Source organism: Massilia sp. IC2-476 (assembly GCF_020707295.1).
GTDB lineage: Bacteria > Pseudomonadota > Gammaproteobacteria > Burkholderiales > Burkholderiaceae_D > Telluria.
Genome location: NZ_JAJFER010000002.1, coordinates 207,335 through 220,170, shown reverse-complemented (window position 1 = coordinate 220,170; position 12,836 = coordinate 207,335). Strand labels below are relative to the sequence as shown.

Sequence of the window (12,836 nt, the reverse complement as noted above, 5' to 3'; positions counted from 1 at the left end):
CCTTATTCGTAATGGCGGGCGCCGAAGATGGCGCTGCCGATGCGCACGACGGTCGCGCCTTCCGCGATCGCCGCTTTGAGGTCGCCCGACATCCCTATCGACAGGGTGTCGAGCGCCAGGCCGCTTTTTTTCAGTCCCTCGTACAAGCCACGCAGGCGGGCAAAGGCGGCGCGCTGCTCGGCCTCGATGGTCGTGGGTTCGGGAATCGCCATCAGCCCGCGCAGGCGCAGGTTGGGCAGCGCGACCACCTGGCGCGCGAGTTCCGGCAGCTCGGCCTCGCTCGCGCCGCTCTTGCTCGCTTCACCGCTGATGTTCACCTGCAGGCAGATGTCGAGCGGGCCCAGTTCCGGTGGGCGCTGTTCGGACAGGCGCTGGGCGATCTTCAGGCGCTCCACCGTATGCACCCACTGGAAGCTGGCCGCGATCGGACGCGTCTTGTTGCTCTGGATCGGACCGATGAAATGCCAGCTGACGGGTGTTTCCGGTTGCAGGCGCGCCACTTCCTGCATCTTGTCGAGGGCTTCCTGCAGGTAGTTTTCGCCGAAGGCGCGCTGCCCCGCAGCGATCGCCTCGACCACGGCCTCCGCAGGGAAGGTTTTGGAAACGGCCAGCAGCTGGACCGTTTCGCGCCCCCTGTTGGACGCAGCGCAAGCGGCCGCGATTGTCGCTTCGACAGCTTGCAAGTTCTCGGCGATTATGGACATAATGATTTTCTGTAGGAAATATTTTGAGTCGAGACGAGGACCTTCGCCTGGGCTCCATTCACGCTCTGGATTATAAGACAATGGACATTTCGGAACTCCTCGCCTTCTCGGTCAAGAACAAGGCCTCGGACCTGCACCTCTCGGCCGGCCTGCCGCCAATGATCCGCGTGCACGGTGACGTGCGCCGCATCAACCTGCCGCCGCTTGAGCACAAGGACGTGCACGGCATGATCTATGACATCATGAACGACGGCCAGCGCAAGCAGTACGAGGAAGTGCTGGAGTGCGACTTCTCGTTCGCGATTCCGGGCCTGGCGCGCTTCCGCGTCAATGCCTTCAACCAGGAGCGCGGCGCGTCCGCGGTGCTGCGTACCATTCCGTCCAAGATCCTGTCGCTGGAAGAGCTGAACGCCCCGAAGATCTTCGCCGAACTGGCTCTGAAGCCGCGCGGCCTGGTGCTGGTGACCGGTCCGACCGGTTCCGGCAAGTCGACCACGCTGGCGGCGATGGTGAACCACCTCAACGAGAACGAGTACGGCCACATCCTCACCATCGAGGACCCGATCGAATTCGTGCACGACTCCAAGAAGTGCCTGATCAACCAGCGCGAAGTCGGTCCGCACACCCTGTCGTTCAACAACGCGCTGCGCTCGGCGCTGCGCGAAGACCCGGACTGCATCCTGGTGGGCGAGCTGCGTGACCTGGAAACCATCCGCCTGGCCCTGTCAGCGGCGGAGACCGGCCACCTGGTGTTCGGCACCCTGCACACTTCCTCGGCCGCCAAGACCATCGACCGTATCGTCGACGTGTTCCCGGCGGAGGAAAAAGAGATGGTGCGCGCGATGCTGTCGGAGTCGCTGCAGGCCGTGATCTCGCAAACCCTGCTCAAGACGAAGGATGGTTCGGGCCGCGTGGCGGCGCACGAGATCATGATCGGCACCCCGGCAATCCGCAACCTGATCCGCGAAGCGAAGATCGCGCAGATGTACTCCAGCATCCAAACCGGCAGCAACGTCGGCATGCAAACGCTCGACCAGAACCTGACCGACCTGGTGCGCCGCAACGTGATCTCGAGCGCCGCGGCCCGCGCAGCTGCAAAAATCCCCGAAAACTTCCCAGGCTAAGGACTGGCATGGAACGCGACCAGGCATCCAAATTCATGTTCGACCTGCTGCGCCTGATGACCAGCAAGGGCGGGTCGGACCTGTTCATCACGGCCGGCTTCCCGCCGGCGATCAAGATCGACGGCAAGATGACGCCGGTGTCGAGCCAGGCCCTGACCGGCAGCCACACGGCCGACCTGGCGCGCGCCATCATGAACGACAAGCAGGCCGCCGGCTTCGAGCTGACCAAGGAATCGAACTTCGCGATCAGCCCGGGCGACCTGGGACGCTTCCGCGTCTCGGCCTTCATGCAGATGGGCTGCGTCGGCATGGTGCTGCGCGTGATCACCACCACCATCCCGAAATTCGAAGACCTCGACCTGCCGGAAGTGCTGAAGGACGTGATCATGACCAAGCGCGGCCTGGTCATCATGGTCGGCGCCACCGGCTCCGGCAAATCGACCACGCTGGCGGCCATGGTCGGCTACCGCAACGAGAACAGCTACGGCCATATCATCACCATCGAAGACCCGGTGGAATTCGTGCACCCGCACCGCAACTGCGTGATCACCCAACGCGAAGTGGGCGTGGACACCGACAGCTTCGAAGCGGCGCTGAAGAATTCGCTGCGCCAGGCGCCGGACGTGATCCAGATCGGCGAAATCCGCGACCGCGAGACCATGGAGCATGCGATCGCGTTCGCCGAAACCGGCCACCTGTGCCTGGCCACCCTGCACGCCAACAGTTCCAACCAGGCCTTGGACCGCATCATCAACTTCTTCCCCGAAGAACGCCGCCAGCAGCTCCTGATGGACCTGTCGCTCAACATGAAGGGCCTGATCTCGCAGCGTCTGGTCCCGAAGAAGGAAGCCAAGGGTCGCGTGGTGGCGATGGAGATCCTGTTGAACTCCCCGCTCATCTCCGACCTGATCTTCAAGGGCGATGTCCACGAGATCAAGGAGATCATGAAGAAGTCGCGCGAGCTGGGCATGCAGACCTTCGACCAGGCCCTGTTCGACCTGTACGAGGCGGACAAGATCAGCTACGAAGATGCGCTACGCAATGCCGATTCCGTAAACGACCTGCGCCTGAACATCAAGCTCAATTCCAAACACGCCAAGAACCGCGATTTCTCGGCCGGGATGGACCACCTCGGCATCGTCTGATTCTGGCCTTGCCAGACCGCGAACGGGGCGCCACGGCGCCCCGTTCGTTTTGCGGCACCGTGCCCGACAATCTGACAATGACTGTTGTAGGTTTGTAACAGATTCAAAGAAAACCTAAATTGGCCCGACCACTTACATCAGCATATTTACGAGAAGATCAGGGTGAATTGCACCATTTTGGAATAAAAATGCACCAAATACGCTCAAAATAGTGACACATGGTCACAAATGTTTCTACTTGGAACTAATTATCGTCATTGATATCGTTGCGTCGAGTGCCGTCATTCGCCGGCTCGCTACTCAATCGACACATGACCATTAAAGAAACGACCCTTGAAGCCCTGGCATTCACGCTCGGCCAGGAAGAGTACGGTGTCGACATCCTGAAAGTGCAGGAAATCCGTGGCCAGGATCCGGTTACCCGGATCGCCAATGCCCCGGAATTCGTGAAGGGTGTCGTCAACCTGCGCGGCGTGATCGTTCCAATCATCGATCTGCGCATGCGCTTCGGCATGCCGGTCCCGGCCAAGGGCGCAGCCGATGTCGTCATCGTCCTGAATATCGCCAACCGGGTGATCGGCATGATGGTCGACGGTGTCTCCGACGTGGTCCGTCTCGGCTCCGACGACATCCGTCCGGCGCCGCAGATGGGCAGCGCTTTCGAGACCGACTTCCTGCTCGGCCTCGGCACCATTGACGAACGCATGCTGATCCTGCTCGACATCGAGCGCCTGCTGTCGTCGGAAGAACTCGGCCTGGTCGAACGCCTCGCCGCATAACAATTATATCTACGGAAACAACATGTTTAATCGAATGAAAGTCGGTACCCGACTGATCGCAGGCTTTCTGGTCCTGACCCTGCTTGGCGCCATCGTGGCCGCCATCGGCATCTTCAACATGTCGAAGATGAATGAGCGCACCAAGGCGCTGTACGAAAAGGAGCTGCTCGGCATCTCCTACGTCAAGGAAGCCAACATCAACCTGATCTACGTCGGCCGCACACTGCGCAACGTGATGCTGGCCTCGTCCGACCAGCAGCGCCAGGCGGCACTGGCCAAGCTGGAAGCGGACAGCGGCCTGCTCAAGTCCAACCTCGACAAGGCGCGCGCGCTGTTCTATACCGAAAAAGGCAAGCGCGTGTTCGCGCAGGTGGAAGCCGACGTGAACGAGTACCAGACGCGCGTCGCGCAGGCCGTGGCCCTGGTCAAGACCGACGCTCTGCAGGAAAGCCGGGCCTCGATCGACTACCTGTTCGGCACCGTGGCGCCGGCGGCCAACGCGGCCGACAACCGCATGACCGAGCTCAGCAAACTCAAGGAAGAGAATGCCGTCGCTGCCGCCGAGGACGCCGCCTCGCTGTACCAGTCGAGCCGCACGATGATGCTGCTGCTGGTGCTGGGCAGCGCCGCGGTCGGTGTCGGCCTGGGCGTCCTGATCACCCGCAGCCTGACCCGCCAGCTGGGCGGCGAACCGGCCTATGCCGGCGATATCGCAAGCCGCATTGCCGGCGGCGACCTCACGGTCGAGGTCGCACTGCGCGATGGCGACAAGTCGAGCATGCTGTTCGCCATGAAGCGCATGCGCGACAGCCTGGCACAGATCGTCGGCGAAGTCCGTCATGGCACCGATGCCATCGCCTCGGCCTCGAGCCAGATCGCCACCGGCAACCTCGACCTGTCTTCGCGCACCGAAGAGCAGGCCAGCTCGCTGGAAGAAACCGCGTCCTCGATGGAAGAACTGACCTCGACCGTCCAGCAGAACGCCGACAATGCGCGCCAGGCCAACGGTCTGGCCGCCACCGCTTCGGAAGTGGCCGGGCGCGGCGGTATGGTGGTCTCGCAGGTGGTCGATACCATGGCCTCGATCAACGACTCGTCGAAGAAGATCGTCGACATCATCGGCGTCATCGACGGCATCGCCTTCCAGACCAATATCCTGGCGCTGAACGCGGCGGTGGAAGCGGCGCGCGCCGGCGAACAGGGCCGCGGCTTCGCGGTGGTGGCATCGGAAGTGCGCACCCTGGCGCAGCGCTCGGCAGCGGCGGCCAAGGAAATCAAGGTCCTGATCGACGATTCGGTGAGCAAGGTCGATGTCGGCGCCAAACTGGTCGACCAGGCCGGCGCTACGATGGACGAGATCGTCGACAGCGTACGCCGCGTTACGGACATCATGGGCGAGATCAGCTCCGCCAGCGTGGAGCAGACTTCGGGCATCGAGCAAATCAACATGGCGATCAGCCAGATGGACCAGGTGACCCAGCAGAACGCTTCGCTGGTGGAAGAAGCCGCAGCGGCGGCCGAATCGCTGCAGGACCAGGCCGGCAAGCTGTCCCAGCTGGTGTCGGTGTTCAAGCTCGACGCGCAGGCACAGGCACGCAACGTGACCGCCCCGGCGCCACGCGCCAGCGTCGCCACCCGCCTGGCCGCGCCGGCCGTGCGTCCGGCAGCGCGTCCGGCAGCGCGCAAGGCGGCTCCGACGGCCGAGGTGCGCGACGAGGAATGGGAAACGTTCTAAGCCGCCCGTCATCCCCCTCCGCCGCGTGCGTCCTGCACGCGGCCAGTGCGGCCGCTATGCCGGCCGCATTCTTTTTCCCGCTTTCACTGCCCGCCGGTCTGAGTTGCTAGAATTTAACTTTTGACCACGCTTCGGAGCAGCCTTTGGAACACGAAAGCCATCACCACCACCATCCCCATGGCACCGGCCTGCGCTGGCTCGACATCACCCTCGGCGTCGCCGCCGGCGTCGTCTCGCTGGTGTCGCTCTGGCTGGGCCTGCACTCGGCGCACTCGATGGAGCAGCTGGTGGCATCGAACAGTTATCCCTACCTCGAAATCGGGCGCTCGACCCACGTGATCCCGCAGAACGGCGCCGAATCCGAGATCCGGCGCAAGTTCGAATACGAGCTGCTCAACGAAGGCATCGGCCCTGCCCGCGTGGAATGGGTGGAACTGACGTACAAGGACAAGCCGATGCGCGACATGCAGGCGCTGGTTGAGGCCTGCTGCAGCAAGGACGCGAAGGGCAATGGCCTGCACACGCGTGGCAACGTGTCGAACGCGCTGATCCGGCCGGGAGCATCGCTGGTCATGATGTCATGGGTAGAGCCGAATACACCGAGCGTCCAGTTCGACGGCCTGCATGAGGCGATGAAGCACATCGACCTGTCCGCCTGCTACTGCTCGGTGTTCGACGAATGCTACGAACGCAAGAATGACGGAAGCAAGCCGAAGCGGGTCGAGCAGTGCACGGCGCCGGAGGTGCCGTTCCAGCCGACCTTCCAGCGCAGTACGGCACAATGAAAAAGGGTGGCCTCTCGGGGCCACCCTTTTTTATGCCGGTTTAGCGGCCTGGGCCGATGAACACCGGACCGCCGGCGCCCGGGCCACCTGGACCGCCAGGACCGCCCGGCCCCATGAACATCGGACGGCGATTGCCGCCGGCGTTACCGAAGCTGCCAAAGCGGTAGGACAAGCCGACATAGGCCATGCGGCCGCTGCCGCGGCGCACGCTGTACTCGCGCAGGCGGTCGGTCTCGGTGATGGTCTCGGTCTTCTGCGAATCGAACAGGTCGTTGATGTTGACGACCAGGCTCAGCGCCGGGGTCAGCGTGCGGCGGTAGTTGAAGTCCGCGGTGCGCACCGGCTGGCGGTAGCCTTCGCCGAACAGGGTCTTGCCTTGTGCGTTGAGCATCAGGGCGAAGCTGTTGGCGCGGTCCATCTGGTAAGCGATGCGCGCGCGGCCACTGATCGAGGTGGCGCTGCGCTTGTCGGCGTTCACGCTGCCCAGCACGTCCTGTTCGGCGTAGCCGACGTTGCCGTTCACGTTGATCATCAGCTTCTCGGTGGCGCGGCCGCTGAAGTTGAACTCGATACCGCCGGAACGGGCGCTGCCGGCGTTCTCGCGCGTGGTCAGGAGCACGTCGTTGGCCAGCACGAAGCGACGCTCCTGGATCAGGTCGGAGTCGCGGCGCGCGTACAGGCGCACGTTGGTGTCGACCTTGCCCAGCTTGGTCTCGACGCCGAGCTCCAGCGAGTCGGTATTGGTCGGCTGCAGGTTCGGGTTACCCGAGGAGATGTTCAGCTCGTCGCGATAGATTACGAAGGGGTTCAGTTCGCCCGCGCCTGGACGGCGGATACGGTGCGCATAGCTGAGGCGCAGCGTCGTGTCGTCCGACAGCCCATAGGTGACGAAGGCGCTCGGGATCGCGTCGAAGTAGTGGTTGCTGACCCGCTGGCCGGTGGTGACCTGGTTCATGTCCAGGTCCGCATATTCGGCGCGCAGGCCACCCAGCACGCCCCACTTTTCGTTGACGCGCCACTGGTAGCTGCCGTACAGGGCGTAGGTGGTGTCGTCGAGTTCGAAGCGGTTGGTGCGGTTGCGGTTCACACTCTCGGCGCCGGTGCTGCCGTTGATGTCGAAGTAGGCGTTGTCGAAGGCGCTGCTGTTGCGCGCCACCTTGTAGCCCATCTTGAATACGCCGTGCGCACCCGGCAGCTCGTAGTCGCCGGTGAAATCGGCGATGCGGGTGTCGGTCAGGCTGGCCTGGCGGCTGTCGGCCGCGCCGGCGCTGGGCGGACGCACAGTGTAGGCATTGGAGTAGCGTGAACCATTGTCGAAGTCCGTGCCGGACAGGCGCAGGTCCAGCTTGAAAATTTCGCCCGGTGCGTCGCCCTTGTGGTCGAGGCGCGCGTTGAATCCGTAATTGCGGTTCTTGAATTCGTTCAGTCCCCGACGCGTGTATTCATTATCGATGGTGCCGGCAGCCGTGGTGCTGCGATAGCGTTGCGAGGACTCGCCCTCTCGCAAGTTCTCCATGTAGTTCACGCCGGCGCCCACCACGTCCTTGTCGCCCAGGTTGTAGGTCACCTGTCCGTTCATACCGGTCGATTCACTGCGATTGACACTGCTGGTTTGTTGCTCGCTAGGCGCGATCGCGCCGGTTACCGGATCGATGCGCTCACGGCGGTTCTCGCTTTCAGCGTCGTCTTTGGTCACACGGCGGAACACGCTGCCCTGCACTGTGTAGCGGCCGCTCGTATAGCTGCCGAAGCTCGAGGTGTTGTAGCGCCCTTCAGTACCAACGTTGCCGTTCAGGACTGCGAAGCCACCCGGGCTGCGCTCACGCCGCATCACCAGGTTGATGATCGGACCGCCGCCGCCTTCGTTGCCGAACTGCGCGCCCGGGTTGTTGATGACTTCCACCGAGTCCAGGTCGGCCGCCGGCAGTGCCGCGATCGCGGCGGCGCGGTTCTCGCCCTGCATCATCGCCGACGGCTTGCCGTCCACCAGGATCTGCACGTTCTGGCGGCCGCGCAGCGTGACGTTGCCGTCGGCGTCGACGGCAACCGCCGGCACCTTGTTCAGGGTATCGGCCACGCTGTCGTTCGAGGTTGCCGGATCGGCCTTGACGTCATAGGTCTGGCGGTCGATGCGGTTCTGGGTTTTGGTGGCGGTGACCGTCACAGTGGCTTCGACGGCCGGCGCCTGGGCCGGGGCCTGCGCCTGTCCCTGCGCCGGTGCTTGTGCCTGCACGGGCGCACCGGCCGGCTGCTTCGGCTGTTCCGGCGCGGTGGACGCCTGTTGCGCGCCTGCGGCGAGCGGGAACAGCAGCGTGCCCGCGACGAGATGCGCGATCAGGCGACGGCGGGGATGGCGGAGATGGACGACTTGGTGGTGGGTAGGCATGAAAGAAGCTCGGCAGTAAGGGCGACCGCGATTCTCTCATGCCAAGTTCTTAATGTTTGTAACAAAAGATAACAAGCATGGTCTTGCGCGAAACGTGCATGCATATGCATACACGCGCCGCGCGCCCGATCGTCAGCCGTAGGGCTGGTAGGGGATGCCGTCCGCAATCAGGCTTGCCACGGCGTCGCGGTTCTCGGTGCTCTCGCTGAAGTACACCAGCACGTCGCGCAGGCCGAGCACCCCGGTATCGAGCAGCTTGACCCAGTAGTCGAATCCGGCCTGCTCGGGCGCGCGGTGGAGGACGTTCTGGTACAGCCGTCCGACCAGGTCGGCGTTCGACGGCGCCGTCCCGTACAGGGTCTTGAATTCGTCGGACGATGCGAAGCCCGCGGCGATGGCCTGCAAGGATGCGCCGCGGTCGATCACGCCGATCCAGTAACCGAGGCCGGGGAGGTCGGCCGGGCGGTCGAAGGCCGCCCGGTACAGGCGGTAGGCCTGGCCGGCAGCGCCGTCGATGTCCAGCGCCAGGTCGACGTCGTCGAAATCGAGCCGTTCGATGCCGCTCAGGGTATCGGTGCCGTCGGACCCGCCCCCGGCGCGGCGATCGGCGAGCTGGTAGCCGTCGCCCGCACGCACAAGGCCGTAGTCGGCGCGCTTGCCCGACAGGGAAACCGTGTCGATCCCCTCGCCGCCGGACAGCAGGTCATTGCCCTTCCCTCCATTGAGGATGTCGTTGCCGCTGCCGCCTTCCAGCGTGCCGCGGTCGGCCAGCGACAGGCGGTCGTTGCCGGCGCCGCCACGCAGCACGTTGACGCCGGCGCCGTAGGCCGACAGCAGGTCGTCGCCGTCACCGCCGTCGAGGGTGTTGTCGCCGCTGCCGTCGAGCAGGGTGTCGTCTCCGGCGCCGCCGAACAGGCTGTCGTTCCCATCGGCGCCGTCGAGCCAGTCCTTGCCGGCGTCGCCGTACAGGCTGTCGTTGCCGGTGGCGCCATAGAGCTCGTCGTCCCCGTCGCCGCCACGGATCGTATCGTCCAGACGCTTGCCGGTCAGCTGGTCCCTGCCGCCCGTGCCGAGCAGCTCCAGGCCGCCCGTGCTGCCGTCCGGACGCGCGCCCTCGGCGAAATTGGCCCCGCTGAACGCAGCCAGGCTGGATCCCTCGAACACGATGCGCGTCTCGAAGGCCTGCGGGCCTGCGCCGTCGCCGTCGTGCTGGAGCAGCACGCGGCTGCCGTCCTGCACCAGGCGCAGGCCGCCGCCCGTCGCGAACGGATTGCCGGTAGTGGTCGACGGAACCAGCGAAAAGACATCGATCCAGTCGCCGCCGGCGCCGGCCTGGAAATCGGTAATGGTCAGCACCGGCAGCGCCGAGCCCTGGAACACGATGCGGTCGCTGCCGGCGCCGGTGGCGAGCGTCGCGGCGCGTGAGCTGAAGTGGCTGCCGACAACGGTAATCAGGTCGCTGCCGGCGCCGCCATCCACCTGCATCGCGGTCTCGAACTTCCTGATCGCACCGAGTTCGAGCCGGATCGTGTCGTCGCCGGCGCCGCCGGCCACCCTATCGGCCGTGACCCCGGCCTCTATCGTGTCGTCGCCCTCGCCGCCGTCGATCACCGTGCCGCTCGCAGACTGGTTGTCGTTGCCGCCGCGGATGCGGTCATTGCCGGCGCCGCCTTCCAGCAGGTTGACGCCGTAGTAGTCTTCGATCACATCGTCGCCATCGCCGCCGAACAGCCTGTCGTTGTCGCTGCCGCCGTCCAGGGTGTCGTTGCCGGCGTCGCCGTACAAGGTATCGTCGCCCGCACTGCCACGCAGCAGATCGGCGCCGCCGTTCCCGTGCAGCAGATCGTCTCCGAGGCCGCCATCGATCTGGTCTCCGGCCCCGCTCTCGTCGCCGCCGTCGATCGTGTCACGGCCGGCACCGCCCTGCAGCAGGTCGGAGCCGGGACCGCCGCTGATGGTGTCGTCCAGCATGGCGCCGATGAGCGTATCGGCGCCGGCGGTCCCGGTCAGGACCATGCCGCGGTTCGAGCCATCCGTGCCGAAACCACCGGTGAAACTGGCCGCGCCCAGGGCGGCGGGGGCCACGCCGGCCAGGGTGAACGCCAGCGTGAAGCCGAAGCTGTTGCCAGCCGCGCCGTCGCGGTCGAGATAGATGAGGGTATTGCCGCCCTGCTCGCGCGCCGACAGGTAGCCGAGGGCGCCGAAGGGATTGCCCGACACGTTCGACGGCAGCAGCTCCAGCAGGTTGAGCCGGTCGCCGCTGCCGAAGTCGGTGATGGTCAGGCCCGGCTGGACGGTGCGGATGACGAATTCGTCCGCCCCGCTGCCGCCGCTGGCGCTCAGGGTCACCATGCGCTGCGGATCGGCGTACCCGGAAAACTCGATGCGGTCGTCGCCGTCGCCGCCGGCGATGCTCACCGCATGCGCCGGGTGCCAGGTCCGCCAGTCCACATAGAAGCGGTCGTTGCCGGCGCCGCCCGCCAGGGTGTCGTTGCCGCTGCCGCCGAACAGCGTATCGTTGCCGTCGCCGCCCTCGAGCAGGTTGGTGCCGGAGGAGCCGGCCTCCAGGACATCGTTGCCCTCGCCTCCCAGCAGGCGGTTGTCGCCGTCGCGGTCGACCAGGCGGTCGTCGCCCGCGCCGCCCTCGAGCAGGTCCTGGCCTGCGCCGCCGTCGATGTGGTCGTTGCCGCCGTTGCCGTACAGTTTGTCGTCGAGGGTCGTTCCCTGCAGCGTGTCGTCGCCGGCGCCGCCCTGGATGGTGATGCCGACAGTGCCGCCCTGCGGATCGAAGGCGCCGACGAAGTTGGCGGCGCCCAGCTGCGCGGGCTGGACGCCCTTGAGCTCCAGCACGGTGAGCCAGGTCGCACTGGTCGCGCTCAGCTTCACCTGCAGCAGCGTGCCGCCGTCGGCCGCAGCCAGCCGTGCGACGCCGGTCTGGAACGGATTACCGCTGAAGGGCATCAGTTCGGTGATGTCGATCCGGTCAGCCGAGGTGAAATCGAGCACCGTCGCATAGCGCTGCTGCGACTCGTTGACCATGCGGGCCAGCGCGTAGACGTCGGCGCCGGCGCCGCCGGTGACCAGGAGCTGTCCGCTCCCGTCCATGTGCAGCAGGAAGCGGTCGTCGCCGTCGCCGCCATCGGCGCTGGTGGCTGCGGCCTCGCCCAGCGCGCCGTAGATGGTGAACTGGTCATTGCCGCCGCCGCCGACCAGCGTGCCGCCTGCGCTGGTCAGGCGGTCGTCGCCGGCGCCGCCGTCCAGCAGGCCGGTAGCCTGGTTTTCGAAGGTCAGGAAATCATCGCCGGCGCCGCCCAGCAGGCGGTTGACGCCCGGGCCGGAGTCGGTGAGCGTGTCGCGGCCGTCGCCGCCTTCCAGCACGTCGTCGCCCCCATCGCCGAACATGACGTCGTCGCCACTGCCGCCGTACAGTTTGTCGTTGCCGCCGCCGCCGCTGAGGCGGTCGCGCCCGGCGCCGCCGCTCAGGGTATCGTTGCCCTCGCCGCCACTGAGCATGTCGCCGTCGCTGTCGTCCGGCTCGTCGCCGCCGTTCAGCGCATCGTCGCCGCCATAGCCGTACAGGGTGTCGGCGCCGCCGCCTCCGGACAGGGTGTCGGCGAGTTCGCTGCCGTGGACCATGTCCGCCCCGTCGGTGCCATTGAACTGGATGGCGGTGGGACTCAGGCCGGTGCGGAAGCTGGCAGGCGAGGGATAGCCCTGCACGTAGAAATTACCGGCCAGGTCCCTGATGGCGGTACTGCTGAATTCAATGCTGTAACTGGTCCCGTACTGCAGCGCCTGTGGCGGCTTGTAGGTCAGGGTGTCGCCGGACAGGGTGACATACGGGCTGCCGGCGAGCACCTCGGTCCGTACCGTGCCGCCCTGGGTGCGCAGGATCAGGGTGCCGGTCCCGAACTGCACCGCCTCGTTGAAGCGGATGACGAAGCTGCCGTCAGCCAGGCTGCCGTCGCGCGGCGCCTGCATGATGTAAGGTCCGAAGGTGTCGACGGCGGCGGAACTGGCGAGATGTGTGGACATGGCGGGCAGGGTCGGGCCGTGCTGGACAGTAGGGAAGCGTTCAAGATTATCAGAGCGCCCAGGACGAAACTACACACATTTCCACCATCCCGCCGATAGCGTCGCAGCGCGGCGACATCGGCAGGCTTGGCGTATACTTTTCA

At 65.5% G+C, this 12,836-nt stretch carries 8 protein-coding genes; 5 read left to right on the top strand and 3 right to left on the bottom strand.

What is annotated here, in order from left to right:
* Window positions 1–2: 2 nt before the first annotated feature.
* Window positions 3–704: a YggS family pyridoxal phosphate-dependent enzyme gene (locus tag LK539_RS05820; protein ID WP_227799970.1), complete on the bottom strand. Its 702-nt coding sequence runs from the start codon at window positions 702–704 to the stop codon at window positions 3–5.
* A gap of 80 nt (window positions 705–784) precedes the next feature.
* On the opposite strand from LK539_RS05820, the gene LK539_RS05815 reads away from it, so the two are divergent.
* From LK539_RS05815 to LK539_RS05790, 5 genes are all read left to right on the top strand, one after another.
* The gene (locus tag LK539_RS05815) at window positions 785–1,828 is read left to right on the top strand and encodes a type IV pilus twitching motility protein PilT (protein ID WP_227799969.1); all 1,044 of its coding nucleotides are present in this window, start codon (window positions 785–787) and stop codon (window positions 1,826–1,828) included.
* Window positions 1,829–1,836: 8 nt separating this feature from the next.
* Window positions 1,837–2,973, top strand: coding sequence for a PilT/PilU family type 4a pilus ATPase (locus LK539_RS05810; RefSeq protein WP_227799968.1), 1,137 nt, complete (start codon window positions 1,837–1,839; stop codon window positions 2,971–2,973).
* A gap of 311 nt (window positions 2,974–3,284) precedes the next feature.
* Entirely contained in the window at window positions 3,285–3,752 is a 468-nt protein-coding gene (locus LK539_RS05805; protein WP_227799967.1) for a chemotaxis protein CheW, read from the top strand.
* Window positions 3,753–3,774: 22 nt separating this feature from the next.
* Window positions 3,775–5,487 (top strand): methyl-accepting chemotaxis protein, encoded by a 1,713-nt coding sequence (locus tag LK539_RS24465; RefSeq protein WP_307729088.1) that lies wholly within the window; start codon window positions 3,775–3,777, stop codon window positions 5,485–5,487.
* A 143-nt stretch (window positions 5,488–5,630) separates the two neighbouring features.
* Entirely contained in the window at window positions 5,631–6,272 is a 642-nt protein-coding gene (locus LK539_RS05790) for a hypothetical protein (protein ID WP_227799966.1), read from the top strand.
* A gap of 40 nt (window positions 6,273–6,312) precedes the next feature.
* Here LK539_RS05790 and LK539_RS05785 read toward each other — a convergent pair whose 3' ends face one another.
* Both LK539_RS05785 and LK539_RS05780 read right to left on the bottom strand, forming a co-directional pair.
* On the bottom strand, window positions 6,313–8,658 hold the full coding sequence (locus LK539_RS05785) for an outer membrane beta-barrel family protein (protein WP_227799965.1): 2,346 nt from the start codon (window positions 8,656–8,658) through the stop codon (window positions 6,313–6,315).
* A gap of 132 nt (window positions 8,659–8,790) precedes the next feature.
* Window positions 8,791–12,693, bottom strand: coding sequence for a DUF4214 domain-containing protein (locus LK539_RS05780; protein WP_227799964.1), 3,903 nt, complete (start codon window positions 12,691–12,693; stop codon window positions 8,791–8,793).
* Window positions 12,694–12,836: the final 143 nt, after the last annotated feature.